The sequence below is a fragment of the Chloroflexota bacterium genome (assembly GCA_016235055.1).
In the GTDB taxonomy this organism is placed as follows: domain Bacteria; phylum Chloroflexota; class Anaerolineae; order JACRMK01; family JACRMK01; genus JACRMK01.
In genome coordinates, this window is the sequence record JACRMK010000032.1 from 1 (window position 1) to 13,673 (window position 13,673).

Annotated in this window: 9 protein-coding genes and 1 tRNA gene; 3 read left to right on the forward strand and 7 right to left on the reverse strand. The window is 64.8% G+C overall.

The features are described 5' to 3' along the window. Window positions 1–437 precede the first annotated feature (437 nt). From HZB53_07995 to HZB53_08010, 4 genes are all read right to left on the reverse strand, one after another. On the reverse strand, window positions 438–5,249 hold the full coding sequence (locus HZB53_07995) for a PAS domain S-box protein (protein ID MBI5877575.1): 4,812 nt from the start codon (window positions 5,247–5,249) through the stop codon (window positions 438–440). A 1,460-nt stretch (window positions 5,250–6,709) separates the two neighbouring features. Then, window positions 6,710–6,786 (reverse strand) — tRNA-Pro (locus HZB53_08000). Then, the gene (lipB, locus tag HZB53_08005) at window positions 6,777–7,493 is read right to left on the reverse strand and encodes a lipoyl(octanoyl) transferase LipB (GenBank protein MBI5877576.1); all 717 of its coding nucleotides are present in this window, start codon (window positions 7,491–7,493) and stop codon (window positions 6,777–6,779) included. Before lipB ends, HZB53_08000 begins: the two co-directional genes overlap by 10 nt. Next, on the reverse strand, window positions 7,490–8,419 hold the full coding sequence (locus HZB53_08010) for a methionyl-tRNA formyltransferase (protein MBI5877577.1): 930 nt from the start codon (window positions 8,417–8,419) through the stop codon (window positions 7,490–7,492). The genes lipB and HZB53_08010 overlap by 4 nt, the downstream gene beginning before the upstream one ends. A 175-nt stretch (window positions 8,420–8,594) precedes the next feature. On the opposite strand from HZB53_08010, the gene HZB53_08015 reads away from it, so the two are divergent. The 3 genes from HZB53_08015 (at window position 8,595) to HZB53_08025 (ending at window position 11,264) form a co-directional block, all read left to right on the forward strand. Further along, on the forward strand, window positions 8,595–9,176 hold the full coding sequence (locus HZB53_08015) for a hypothetical protein (protein ID MBI5877578.1): 582 nt from the start codon (window positions 8,595–8,597) through the stop codon (window positions 9,174–9,176). A gap of 79 nt (window positions 9,177–9,255) precedes the next feature. Beyond that, window positions 9,256–10,269 carry a hypothetical protein gene (locus tag HZB53_08020; protein ID MBI5877579.1) on the forward strand — a complete coding sequence of 338 codons (1,014 nt, stop codon included), beginning with the start codon at window positions 9,256–9,258 and terminating at the stop codon, window positions 10,267–10,269. After that, entirely contained in the window at window positions 10,266–11,264 is a 999-nt protein-coding gene (locus HZB53_08025; protein ID MBI5877580.1) for a hypothetical protein, read from the forward strand. Before HZB53_08020 ends, HZB53_08025 begins: the two co-directional genes overlap by 4 nt. A gap of 83 nt (window positions 11,265–11,347) precedes the next feature. Here HZB53_08025 and HZB53_08030 read toward each other — a convergent pair whose 3' ends face one another. From HZB53_08030 to ilvE, 3 genes are all read right to left on the reverse strand, one after another. Continuing rightward, window positions 11,348–12,277, reverse strand: coding sequence for a hypothetical protein (locus HZB53_08030; GenBank protein ID MBI5877581.1), 930 nt, complete (start codon window positions 12,275–12,277; stop codon window positions 11,348–11,350). 98 nt (window positions 12,278–12,375) lie between these two features. Beyond that, the gene (locus HZB53_08035) at window positions 12,376–12,735 is read right to left on the reverse strand and encodes a zinc ribbon domain-containing protein (GenBank protein MBI5877582.1); all 360 of its coding nucleotides are present in this window, start codon (window positions 12,733–12,735) and stop codon (window positions 12,376–12,378) included. A 5-nt stretch (window positions 12,736–12,740) separates the two neighbouring features. After that, the gene (ilvE, locus tag HZB53_08040; GenBank protein ID MBI5877583.1) at window positions 12,741–13,664 is read right to left on the reverse strand and encodes a branched-chain-amino-acid transaminase; all 924 of its coding nucleotides are present in this window, start codon (window positions 13,662–13,664) and stop codon (window positions 12,741–12,743) included. Window positions 13,665–13,673: the final 9 nt, after the last annotated feature.

Below are 13,673 nucleotides of genomic sequence, written 5' to 3' on the forward strand. Positions count from 1 at the left end.
GATGCGCCAGGGACGCACACTCGCGCATGGAAATGGGCGTGTCGTTGTAGGGACGGGTCTTTGACCCGTCCAGTTGGCCAGGTCAAAGACCTGGCCCTACGCCTGGAGTTGCCTATTTCCATGGGAGCCGGAATCCAGGCAGACGTAACACAGGCCGCTACGCGCGCCAGATGGTGGCGTGCGCACAGGACAACCAAGACAAATCAGGGCATCTAAAAATCGAAACGGAATAAGTTCACTCGTCCACGAAGTATAACGGGGAACTGACGGAGGGCAAGAAGTCCAGCGCGGCGCAAGGACCGGTCACTCCGGGGTGCATTTCAGATTGGGGGACGGGCACATGCGGCCCAACGAGACGTCACTCCCGCGGAAGCGGGAGTCCAGGGGCAACACCGCTGGATGCCCGCTTTCGCGGGCATGACGTGTGGTTGTGCCGCTCAGGGCGCGTTCAAGTCCGCGCCGTCATCGCTCTGCGCCATCAGCGCCAGGAACGTCTGCACGACCCGCGGGTCGAAGTGCGTCCCCGCCTCGGCGCGGACATAGGCCAGCGTCTCAGCGTCCGGCCAACCGCTGCGGTACGGGCGGTCGGAGCGCAGCGCATCCCACACGTCCACCACCGCGAAGATGCGCGCCGTCAGCGGTATCTGCTCGCCTTTGAGACCGCGCGGGTAACCCGTGCCGTCCCACTTCTCGTGATGACAGTACGGGATGTCGATCGCCGGCCGCAGGTAAGCGATCGGCGCCAGCATCTCGCGCGCATAGTCCGGGTGTTTGCGCATGACCTGCCACTCCCTCTCGCTCAGCGCTCCCGGCTTGAGCAGGATGCTGTCCGGCACGCCCATCTTGCCGATGTCGTGCAGCAGCGCGCCGCGCTGCATGTGCATCAGTTCACTATCGCCCAAACCCATCGAGCGCGCCAGGCGTAGCGCCAAAGCGGTCACCCGCTGGGTGTGCCCCTCAGTCTCCTTGTCGCGCAGATCGAGCGCCCGCGACCAGCCTTCGATCGTGGCGTCGTAGGCGAGCGAGAGGTCCAGATTCGAGCGTTGCAGGTTGTCGAAGAGCTGCGCATTGTCAATGGCAATCGCCGCCTGTCCGGCGAGCGTTTCAAGAAACTCCAGCCAAAGCGGGTCGGGGGCCAGCGGCGTGCGGTGGAACACTTCCAGCACGCCTTTCACTTGCCCTTTGGCGATCAGCGGCACGCCGTAGTAAGCGGCCAGGCCTTCCTGCTGCCACAGCGTTACAAAGTGGGCATTCGCCGCTGTGGCTATGACATCGGTTACATGCATCATGCGTCGCTCCTGCACGGCGCGGCCGGCGAAGTCCTCGCCGACGCGGATGCGCGCCGCCTGCGCGTAGTACGTGCGAAAGCCGCGCCCGCTGGCGTATGCCAGCGTCTGGGCGTAGGGATCGAGCAGCAACACGGCGGCGCAGTCCACCTGCAGTTGCGAGGTGACATGCCCGAGCAGGATGTCGAGCGTGATGCGTAGGTCCATGCTGGCCTTGATGGCGAGGTCAATATCGTGCAGCGCCTGCAATTGGTTGAGATGGCGCACGGTCTCTTCGTGCAGGCGCATGCGGTGCAGGGCGGCTCCGCTCATCTCGGCCAGTGATTCGAGCAGCGCCAGTTGTTCAGCCGTGAAGGAACGTTGTGGCGGCAACGCGATGAACAGCACCCCCACCGCCTCGCTGCCGCTGCGCAGCGGCAGACCGGCGACGCTGCGGACGGGCGGTATCCGTTCGTAGTTATCGGCGCGTGCGCGGGGGTCACTCCGAAAGTCGGCGGTGGAATAGGTCTGACCGCTGGCAAAGATCGCACCGGCGATCCCCTCGCCCGGTTTCAGCGGCATCGTCACGAGCTCCTGGAACCAGCCGCGGTTGATGGCAGGGCGCAGATAGCCGCTATCGGCGTGATAGAGCCAGATCGCGCCGGCGTCCGTGTCCAGCACAGCCAGCGTTTCGTCAAACAGGATCGTCAGCGCGTCGTCGCTGGTCTGCGCCATGCGCAGGGCAACCGAGACGGTGTGCAACGCCTTCAGTTGCGCCACCTGCTGCACGGTCTCCTCGTGCAGGCGCATGCGGTGCAGGGCCGCGCCGGCCATCTCGGCCAGCGACTCGAGCAATTTGACTTGCTCCGCCGTGAGCGGGTGCGCGGCCGGCTTCGATACGAACAACACCCCGACCGACGTTGCGCCGGTGCGGATCGGCAGGCACACGCCGCCCCAGCCGGCCGGCACCTGCTCATGGGTCGTGGCGCGGGAGAGCGGATCGTTTAAGAAGTCGGCACTGAGGTGCGCTTGTCCGCTGGCAAAGACCGTTCCAGCAATGCCTTCGCCGGGTTTCATCGGTGTTTTGCCCAGCGGCGCAAACCAGCCGCGTTCGACGGAAACGCGCAGTTCGCCGCTATCGCCGTGATAGAGCCAGATGGCGCCGGCGTCGGTTTCCAGCGCGGCCAGCATTTCGTCCAATAGAATCGGCAGCGCCTCGTCGATGGTTTCGGCGCTACGCAGTGCCGCGGAGACGGTGTGCAGCGCTTCCAGTTCCGCCATGCGGTGGCGCATCTGTTCCTCGCTCTGCCGGCGCGCCGTGATGTCGCGGGCCACCCACAGCGTCTGCTCCTCGTCCATCGGCGCGATGGATGATTCGAACCACACGCCCGGGTTGCCGCTGAGTTCATATTCGATCTGCGTGGTTTGTTTCGTATCCAGCACCTGTTGTACAACCGTGCGAAAGACGTCAGCCTGTTCGGACGGGAAGACATCGTGCAGCCGTTTGCCCAGCAATTCGTGCGGGGGTATATACCAGACCGCGGGGGCGGTGGGGCCGATCTTGCGATAGATGCCCTCGCGGTCAATGACCAGCACCACGTCACGCATCGAGGCAAACAGGGCGCGCAACTCGGCTTCCGACGCAGCCAGCGCCTGCTCCGCCCGTTTGCGTCCGGTAATGTCATTGAAGACCGTGAGCATGGCCGGTTTGCCGGCGTAGGCAAACGGCATGGCGGAAACCTCAACGTCAATCGGTGTTCCGTCGAGCCGCACGAATTTTTCTTCCATGGTGGGAAGAGGCACACCGTCGCTCAGCGACTGCTGAATGCGTTTCAAGACCAGTGCCCGGTAGTCAGGGTGCACAAACTCCATAACCGGCTTTCCGGCTAGCTCAGCGGGGCTGGCGGCGCCGATGAGGGCGGCGCTTGACGGGTTCGCAAAGACGACGCGCCCCTGGCTGTGGACGATCACGCCATCGGGCAAGGTCTCCACCAACAGGCGGTAACGTTCTTCGCTCGCACGCAACGCCGCTTCCACCCGCTGGCGCTCGGTGATGTCGCGCGCAATGGCCGTGTAGAGTTTCCTGCCGGCTATCTCGACGCCGGAGATCGAAATCTCGACCGGAAATTCCTCTCCGTTCGCGCGGACGCCGGCGAGTGTGGGCAGTTCGTTCATGGCGCGCATTGTTATGCCATCGTTGACAAAGCCGTCGAACTGTCCGGCATGGGCCGCGCGAAAGCCCTGGGGAACAAGCAGGGCGAGCGGCTGCCCGAGGGCCGCCGCCGCCGGGTGGCCGAACATCTTCTCGGCGGCGGCGTTAAAGCCAACGATGCGCTGGTCCACGTCGACGGTAATGATCGCATCCATCGCCGTCGCGATAATGCCGGCCAACTGCGCGCGGCTTTCCGATAACGCCGCTTCCGTGCGCTTGCGGGCGGTGAGGTCGCGAGCGATACCGATCGCGCCGACGATGGTCCCATGCTCCCAGTGCGGCGCCGTACTGAGTTCCAAATCCAGATACGGGCCCGCCTGCGTGCGAATGCGTGTTTCAAAGACCGGCGGTGTTTCACCCGCCATGCCGCGACGGAAATACTCGGCCACACGCGGCAGGTCATCCGGGTGAATCAGCGATGCGAATGGTTGGCCGACCCATTCGGCCGGCGGCCACTGTGTAAGCGCCTCAAAGGCCGGATTCACCGAGGATATGCGGCCATCCGTCTCAACGCTGAAGACAATGTCGCGCGCCACGTCCACCAGGGAGCGATACTTCCGTTCCGAATCCTTCAGCGCCTGCTCCGCCCTCTTGCGCTCGGTGATGTCATGCACGGCGCCGACCAGGTAGTTGCATTGACCGGCCTCATCAAAGAGCGGCGCGATGCTGACGTCCCCGACCAGTGTGCCGGTCGGGTACGCGGAGGTCTCCTCCCAGCGCACAACGTTCTTCTCCCGAATGGCTGCGGCATATTTCTCCAACACCATGCCCAACGAAGGTTGCGGGATGACTGCATCGAGCGGCTGGCCGATCACCTGTGCGGCCGTCAAGCCGGTCACGGCCAGGAACGCCCGGTTAACGTCGGAAAATCGGTAGCGATCCTCGCCTTCGACGGCGAGCTGGAAGATGACATCCCCGACCGTATCGTAGATGGAAAGAAGATGCTGCTCATGTGCCTTCAGGGCGCTCTCTGCCCGCTTGCGTTCGCTGATGTCGGTGGCGACGTTGAGGATGGCTTTTGCGCCGCCCCAGGTAGTGACCCGGGCGCTGATTTCCAGCGGCAGGACCGAGCCGTCTTTGCGAAAGTGGTCGACTTCGAAGGTCGCTTCACCGCGCTCGAGCAGCGCCTGCGTGCGCGGACCGAACAGTTTCTCACTGGCGGGCACATCGAGTTGGTGCAGATTGAGCGCCATAAACTCGTCCCGCTCATAGCCGTGCAGATCCAGCGCCCGCTGGTTGGCAAACAGGAAACGCCCATCCAGGTCATGCACGGTAATGGAATTGGGCGCCGTGTCGAGCAGCAGCGCCATTCGGCGGATTTGGTCCTCCGCATGTTGGCGCCCGGATAGTTCACGCTCGGCCTGTCGCACCAGGTCGCCCACGCGCCCGGCCGCGGCGCCAAGCACCGGCAGGAGCGCCGTTCCCATCACGCCGCCGGCGCTGTGGAACAGAATCTCCCAGCCGGGCTCTCCAGCGACGTTGAGTAGAACCAGATTGATAACAAAGCAGAGCACGCCAAACAGAAAGCCGGGCCACAAACCGAGAAGCCACCCCGCCACGATCACCGGCAGAGCAGACAACGAGGTCGCCGCCGACCCCAGCAGAGGATAAGTCGCGAAGAAAGCGAGCGCGTAGAGGGCGAAAGCCGCCAGTGCGGCCGCCATCTGCGCCCGGCGCGATGTGGCGTTGAACCAGCCGCGCCGCGCCGCACCGGCCGCGGCAGCCTGTAGTTCGTCAGGCGCGGGAGCGTACTCAACGTTCGGTTTCGTCATGCATCCTCCGATCGTTCGCCCTGGACATCAGCGGGCACTTCGGTGCCGCGCGTGTAAGCATAGAGAAGTGGCAATGAACGCATTCTAATGCATACCGGTCACCGCACCGTCGTCCAGTCTGGCAGGTCGCCGCCACGCGGCGGCACGTTAGCAAGTCACCGCAGCAATCAGCGCCGAGCCGACGAGCGTCCAGAGTCCGGCTGATAGCCGTTAAGCGCCGCATACATCAGACCCGCGGCCGGCGGGCCGGCGGCGCGCGCCCATCGCCAGGTAGAACTGTACCGGCGCCGCACATAGTCGGGCGTCCGTTCTATTTGGTTGGTGGTCGTCACGTTTACGTGCCCTCACCAAGAGCACGCTGCCTGGCGATCGTTGCGCAGGCCCGACGCGCGTCAAACAGCGGGCGCAGCCATCGGCTGCTCTCGCTGCCGAAAATCAGGTGTGGCGCCGCATCATGGGCAGGCGTCCTGCGATAGGTTGCGCCGGCTCGCCGGCACAAGCGCCTGGCCGCACCGGCCGCACCACACACTCTATCTGGGGGTTGTTGTCCTTCCGGTCCGAGGCCTGGGTTGAAGCACGTGTACCCAGGGACCGGCCTTGCCATGCGGCGTATCGAGGGTGGGCCGCCTTGCAGAAGCAGAACATGGCTCTAGCTCGCAATCTCGCCGGTCGCCTGCCGGTCGCCATGAACTCCGCGCCATGCGCCGCGCTCTCACCGGGATCGACGATCGCGCGTTGCTCTGCATCGCTCGTCGATTGCGCCGGCGAGACAACCGGCTTCTCGTCTACGCCTTGGACAAACCATTCACGGGCTTACCACGACTCAGAAACGTCGAGTCGCGCCGTGGTTGGAGGTAACGTCACCTTTGATTATAGCACCTGTTTCGGGATTACTTTGGAAAGGCCGGGAAGCCCGTCGTGGTGTGGCGAGGAACCGGGCGCGGAGACCGCGCCCCTACCGACTTGTGCCGCGCCAGGGTAGCGGCGGGCCCTGAGCCTGTCGACGGGACGCGCGCCGCGTCAACACAAGAGCGACGAGTGCGCACAACGCCCCCGCTACCTGCACGCGGCTGTGCAGCGTCCATTTGTTTCAGCTTGATCATGTCCCCATGGCTGGTGGCAAGGCCGTTGTCACCCCCTCATCCCCTGGCCCCTGCTCCCCCGCGCGCGGGGGAGCAGGGGAAAAGCTGATTGGGGATTGGCGCGGCGGCTTTGCCGCCGCGCCAATCCCTTTTGATTCACTCCCCCTCCCAGCTTCGCTGGGAGGGGGCCGGGGGGAGGGCAGCGATTGCTATTAATCGTACTGACACGCAACAATCGCTTGGGGAATTACTCATCACGAGAAAGTAGCACGCATCGCAGAAGAAGTCGCAGAAATAGAAAACGGGCGAATCGTGTGGCACACGATTCGCCCGCATACGCCTTAACAAACGCTTTGACGCAATACTGAGGCACGAGCTTGGTCGGGGAGAAAGGATTTGAACCTTCGACCACTTGTACCCCATACAAGTGCGCTACCAGGCTGCGCTACTCCCCGGCACGAAGAATTATATCAGAGCGCAGCGATGACGCCAAATACTCCTTTGCTTCAAGCTCGCCGGGCGACAGTTCGCGCATGGCGACGCCAAAGGCGCGCCCGAAACCGCGCACGACCGGCTCGAGCATGTCATTCACGTTCACGGCGCGCCCGCTCAGTTGGGCGATCGATGTCACGCCGCGGTCAGGAATACCACACGGCACAATCCATTGCCAGTGAGCCATATCCGGGGCCACGTTCAACCCGAAGCCGTGATAAGTCACCCACCCCTCGATGCGCGCACCGATCGCCGCCACTTTGTCGTTGCCGACCCAGACGCCCGGGGTGCTCGGTTCGTAGACGCCGGACACACCGATCTCGGCCAGCACGTCGACAATCACGGATGCGATCGTCGACACATACCACCCCACATCTTTGCGATAGCCGGCCAGGTCAATGATCGGGTAGCCGACCAACTGCCCGGGCCCATGGTACGTCACGTCGCCGCCGCGCTCGGTGCGCACCACCTCCACGCCCTGTTGGGCGAGCCATGCGCGCGGCGCCAGCACATGCTCGTCGCGGCCGCGCACGCCCAGCGTGATGACCGGCGGGTGCTGGAGCAGCAGCAGCGTGTCGTCAATCCGTCCGGCCTTGCGCAGCGCCACCAGCCGCTTCTGCAGTTCGAGCGCGTCGCGGAAGGGAATCAGCCCGAGGTAAGCCCAGTTCACGCGGCTCCGCCCAGCGATGCGCCGGCAAATTGCGGGCGGCCGCGCACAAACGACTCCGCATCCATCGCGCGCTTGCCGGCCGGCTGTACCACGTGCAATCGCAGGCTTCCCTCGCCGGTTCCAACCAGCACCGAACCGCCGCGCACCGTCACACGCCCCGGCTCGCCGCGCTCGGCGGCCGCCGCGGCGCGAACGATCTTGATCGTCTCGCCGTTCCACGTCGTCACCGCTCCGGGCCACGGCGTATACGCGCGCACTTTCAGCGCGATCTGCGCCGCGGGCGCGCTCCAGTCAATCAGGCCGTCTGCCTTGTTGATCAGGCGCGTCAGCGTAGCTGCTGCATGGTCCTGCGGAACCGGCGTGATCGTTCGTGCGATCCAGGCGGGAAGGGTCTGCGCCAGCAACTCTGCGCCCGTCACGCTGAGCCTGGCTTCCAGCGCGCCGGTCGTGTCGGCGGTATCAATCGGAACCGTGCGCTGCGCGATGATCGGCCCGGTATCAAGCCCGGCCTCCATCTGCATCAGCGTGATGCCGGTTTCGCGCTCGCCGTTCAGTATCGCGTGGGTGATCGGCGACGCGCCCCGATACTTCGGCAGCAGCGACGCGTGGATGTTGATACAGTGGAGCGGCGGGATATCCAGCACGCTCTGCGGCAGAATCAGGCCGTAGGCCGCCACCACGATCAGGTCGGGCTGGAGCGCGCGCAGCGCCTCCACGATCGCCGCCGGGCGCAGCGACTTGGGCTGGAACACCGCGAAGCCGCGCGCCTCCGCCTCGCGTTTGACGGGCGACGCCTCGACTTTGCGCCCGCGTCCGGACGGCCGGTCAGGCTGCGTATACACGCCGACGACGGTGGTCGCCGCGCACAACACGCGCAGGGCAGGCACGGCAAAATCGGGCGTGCCCATAAAGATCACTCGAGTCATGATGGTTCTCGCTTGGCCGTTCGCGCCGCGCCAACAAGCTAAGCGGAAGCGGCGAAGTTGAGTATAGCCGGGCCAAATGGCGGCGCAAAATGATGGCACGCTCTCCGGACTGCGCTATAATGGCAGCGCCCGGCGCGCACCGCCCCATATTCGCGCGCGCCGCGAGGATGAACGGATGACCAAACTGATTTACCCCGTGACGGTCTCAGTGCTGTTCGGCGCCATCATCGCCGAACTGGTGGCCTGGCGCATGCCGCCGCTGGCAGCACCGCTGTTCGCGTCCACGTTCGTACTTTGGCTCGGGTCGTACCTGGTGCCCCCGCGCCTGTTCGGCTACGCGAACGATCAACTAGCGCCCGTCGTGTTGACGGCGCTGATGCGCCGCGCCGGCGTCGCCATCGCCTGCCTCGCAGCCGTCGCGTTCATCGCGCTGGTCGCCACCGGCCTGTGGCTCGACCTGCCATTTCTTGAGGAGCTCTATGCCGTGACGCTGATCGGCATCGTCGTCTTTCACGGCTTCGGCGGTCCCTTCGCTTATCACGTCGTCTACCTGCAGGAGACCAAACAGTATAACTCCAACCAGTTGGCGGCCGTGCTGATTGCGTTCACCCTGATGCTGTTCGTGCTGACGCTGTTCTTCTTCAACCTCGATTTCGGCACGGCGCGCGACGGCCACACGCAACTACGCGATCTGCTGCTCTTTACGACCGTGTTCGTCGGCTACGGCTGGACGATCTATAAGGTCGCGCACCATTGACCGCCGCGATTCGCTACTGCTGTTTGTCCGGCTGTGCGCCGCACGGTATAATCCTTTGGTTTTGAGCATGGAGAGGATTATGCACATTCGTATTCTGGCGGCGTTATTGCTTCTGGCGGCGCTCGGCCTGGCCGGCGCGACACCGGCCGGCGCCCAGGACAATTCGGACCTGTGCGCCACGACCGGCAATCTGATCGTCAACTGCCGCTTCGATGCCGGATTTCGGCCGCAGCCCGGCGCCGGTCGCGTCGCGATCAGCTTCTTTGGTTACGTGGTTACCGGCGCTCCCACCTTTGACGCCGTATGCGACTCGCCGGAGCCGCCCTGCCAGCGCATGTGGTCGGACGGCGGCCTGTGGGAAGCCGGATTGTATCAGCAGGTCAACGTCTCGGCCGGACAGGGTTATCGCGCCCGAGTTGGCTGGCTGACGCCGCAGTGTGTCAATCCAGGCAACGTCGGACGCATCGGCATTGACCCCTACGGCGGCACCGACTCGAACTCGCCCAACATCGTCTGGAACTCGTACATCCAGATGCAGAAAGGCAATCAGTTCGGCATACATCAAATCAAAGCGAGCGCGGTCGGCGGCACGGTCACAGTGTTCGTACAGGCCAAGGTGCAGTTCAACTGCGGCCCCAACCAGGTCTGGATCGACGCGGTCATCTTGGTCCCGGACGGCTCCGCGCCGCCACCGCCAGGTCCCACGCCGGCTCCCACTGTCACACCCGCACCGCCGACCAACACGCCACGGCCGACCGCTACGCGCACCGCCACGCCGGTTCCGCCGCCGACCAACACGCCCCCGCCCACAGCGACCCGCACGGCAACGCCTTTGCCGGCGGCCACAGCCGTGCCGACGAGCGTCCCGACCGTCGTTGCGCTGGCGGCCACGGATACACCGGCACCCAGCAGCACACCGCGCCCGGAGGTATCGCCGACGCGCCGGGCCACCTTGACGCCGACGCCTGCGCCGGACTTGATTCAGAGCAACATGGACGTCATCGCCCTCGGTCTGATTTCGCTCTCTGCCTGCGCACTATTTGTAGCGGTCTCCCTGGGCGTCTTCGCCTACTGGTTCTGGAAGCGCAAATGATCGCGCGCGGCCGGTTGCTGCTTGCGCTTTTGGGCATGCTACTGGCGGTCGGCACGGCGCAGTCAGCCGAGGCACAGGATGCGCCGGATCCGTGCGCCGACGTCGGCGTGCTGACCAAAAACTGCCGTTTCCAGCGGCCCGTCTACGGGGTGGATCCGTTCGGCATCGTATACCACGACTGGTCGCCGTATGTTGCGGCAGGCAGCCCGCGCTTCGACGTCAACTACCACGGCAACTCCTACGACCCCGACGACATGGTCAATGGTGGGCGCGAGCAGAGCATTTATTCCAACACGCACCAGCCGTGGCGCGCCGGCATGTACCAGGTCATCGACAACGTCACGCCGGGCAAAGCGTATTACGCGCGCATCGGCTGGCTGGTGGCCGCGATGACAATGTACGGGCGCGTCGGCATCGACCCGGACGGCGGGAGCAACCCCAATTCACCGTCCATCGTCTGGAGCCAACCGCAGATCATCTTTCGCACGGCCCAGCATAAAGTGCGCGGCGTCTACGCGCGCAGCACGAAGATCACGGTGTTTGCCGATATCACTGTAAATCAGGGCAGCGCCGGCGAGGACCGATTGTGGATGACCGCCATCTCGCTGGCTGCCGACCCGGCCTACGGTCCGGCCACGCCCACCCCGGAACCGACCGCCACACCACGCCCTCCACCGACGCGCACCGCCACACCGCGCTCACCGACGGCTACTGTGCCACCGACATTGACTGCCACCGGAACTCCGACCGCCACACCCACCGAAACGCCGACCGCGACGGCAACCGACACACCGACCGAGACGCCATCCCCGTCGCCGACGCGCCGGCCGACTGCCACGCCGCGCCCGACCGCCACGCCAACGCCCGACCTGCTGGCTACTGGCGGCCTCGTGCTGGGCGTAGTCGGCATCTCCGGCTGCTCGCTGGCTGGCATCGCTGGAATTGCCGTCGGTGGGCTGTATGTGCTGCGCCGACGTGCCTTCAGACGTAAGTAAAAAACGGCGGCCCCCGCCCATGGGAGCCGCCGTTGTCGTTTGACTGGCTGTGCCGAGGTGCGGCTCAGCGAGAACGTACGCGTTTACCGCTCGCGCTCGATCGGGCAGGTCAGGCAGTGCGGGCCGCCGTTGCCGTTCACCAGTTCGTCGCCTTCGACACTCCATACCTTTCCGCCCCGCTGGCGAATTGCATCGCTCAGGCGTGTCGCCCACGACCAGCCGACCGCCTGCAGCGGCGCGGTGGCGACAAAGTTGATGCACATGTCGTGCCGCTCTTGCAGCGACGTCTCGATGAAGTCCACGCCCCGCTTCTGCATGATCGACGAGAAGAAGGTGTATTCCGGCCGCCGGTCGGCGCGGAAGATCACCGACGGGTGGAAATCGAGCGTGCCCAGATGCCCCATCGCCACTTTGGGACCAACGAACATCAACACGCCGTCGATGTGTATGTTACCCTCCGGCACGATGACCATGATCACCTCGTCGAGATGCTCGCCGAGCGTCAGGTCGCAGAACTGTTTGATCGCCACCTCGTTGGCGCGGTCGCACAACGCAATCACAGCCGTGCGCTCGTCCATGAACTGGATGCCGCCGCCTTCCAGCAGGCCCGGCGCCTGGATTTCGCCCAGCACCGGCACGCCCACACGCTCCATGGCGCGCCCGATCACCCACGGGTCGCCGGCGCGCCCCTTGATCGCCATCTTGAGCAGGATCACGCCGCCGTTGGTCGTCACCGCCAGATCGCGCGTGTAGCACATGTTCGGGCGGCGCGCGATGTAGCCCAGCGCCTCGTCGTCGCCCTTCAGCACGTCGGTCAACAGCACGACATCCGTGCCGGCTTCCGACATCGTCTCGGTCAGGTGATCGTACTGGCTCTGAAACTTGGCGATATCGATCGCGCGGCGGTAGTTGTAGGCCGTGTAGGTGTCGTCGCGGATCAGGTTAAGCTCGATGCCGGGGCGATGCATCAGCACCCGCTTGAGTTTGCCGTACTCGGTCTGCGCTCCGTACATGGGGATCTCCTTCGCTCATCCGGACAATGGGTATGAGGACAATGTGCAAAGGGACACGAGTGATGCTCGTGTCCCTTTGCGGTTAAGCGGTAAGTTACCTATTTGCGGCGAGTGAAGATGCGCCGCGACCAGACGACCATCTCGACGCGCATCTCGTCGCCGGACGCGGGCGCTTGCGGACGGATGGCCGGCACGCGCGGCGGGCGCAGCCGATCGGCGAGCGCACTGGCGATGCGCGGCGCAATCCAGCGCACCGCCAGCCACGCCGCGCTCAGACCGACCGTTGTCGCGCCACCGATCATCACGGCGCGGTCCAGCCGATACGGCGCCACGGCGCGTGGCGGCGCAATGACGACCTGCCGCGCGGACTCACCCGCGGCATGCCAGCCGCAGTGTGGGCAGAACGCCTCGCCGGAGCGCCGCCGGGCGCCGCAATTCTCGCACGTTATGCGCGGCATCACGCCTAGATGGCCATACGCCACGCATCGTACGGCGCATCCAAGCCGCGCACGACGTCGTGGTACAGGTCGATCATCCGAGCCGTCAGCGGCCCGATCTGTCCATCGCCGACCGTGAAGCGGTCCACCGACGTGACCGGCGTCACCTCGTAGCCGGTGCCGCACAGGAACATCTCGTCGGCCAGGTACAATTCGGTGCGGTCGATTTCACGCTCCTCACACTTCGTACCGAGTTGCTCTTCGAACATCTGCAGCATCGCGTAGCGCGTGATGCTTTCCAGCACGCCGGCCGTGACTGGCGGCGTGATTACCCGCCCGCGCTTGACGATCATGACGCAGGCCCACGCGCCTTCGGCGACCGTGTGGCGGTCGTTCAGCAGAATCGCCTCGTCGTAGCCGTTGCGGCGCGCCTCGCTGAAGGCCAACTGGCTGTTGCGGTAGTTCGCCTCGGCCTTCACGCGCGGCGGCATCACGTTGTCCGAGATGCGCGTCCACGACGAAATAGCGGCGGAGGTGACACGGCCGGTCTTCAGCGTCGACTTGAACGGCTTGTTGGTGATCAGGATATGCGAAGAACGGTCAAGCTCCGTTGCGCTGCCGTGGTCGAGATACGCGAACGGCCGGATGTACTGGTCGTCTTTGACGCCGTTGGCGCGCGTCAGCTTGAGGACTTCCTCGGTCAGTTGCTGCGCGTTCCATTTCGGCTTCATGCCCATCAGCCGCATCGAGTCGTCGAAGCGACGCATGTGGTCTTCCAGGCGGAAGATGTACGAGCGGTCATCCTCCGGGTTACGGTATGTCTTGATGCCCTCAAAGACCGAGCTGGTGCCGACCCACTCCAGATCGGTGATATGCACGATCGCCTTTTCCCACTCCACCAGATTGCCATCCGACCAAAGATACTTGGGATTTGCGGACGCATTCGACATGTACGGAGC

Coding starts and splice junctions, on each gene's coding strand:
- HZB53_07995 (MBI5877575.1), bottom strand. CDS start 5,249: ATGACGAAACCGAACGTTGAGTACGCTCCCGCGCCTGACGAACTACAG.
- HZB53_08010 (MBI5877577.1), bottom strand. CDS start 8,419: ATGACTCGAGTGATCTTTATGGGCACGCCCGATTTTGCCGTGCCTGCC.
- HZB53_08015 (MBI5877578.1), top strand. CDS start 8,595: ATGACCAAACTGATTTACCCCGTGACGGTCTCAGTGCTGTTCGGCGCC.
- HZB53_08020 (MBI5877579.1), top strand. CDS start 9,256: ATGCACATTCGTATTCTGGCGGCGTTATTGCTTCTGGCGGCGCTCGGC.
- HZB53_08025 (MBI5877580.1), top strand. CDS start 10,266: ATGATCGCGCGCGGCCGGTTGCTGCTTGCGCTTTTGGGCATGCTACTG.
- HZB53_08030 (MBI5877581.1), bottom strand. CDS start 12,277: ATGTACGGAGCGCAGACCGAGTACGGCAAACTCAAGCGGGTGCTGATG.
- HZB53_08035 (MBI5877582.1), bottom strand. CDS start 12,735: ATGCCGCGCATAACGTGCGAGAATTGCGGCGCCCGGCGGCGCTCCGGC.
- ilvE (MBI5877583.1), bottom strand. CDS start 13,664: ATGTCGAATGCGTCCGCAAATCCCAAGTATCTTTGGTCGGATGGCAAT.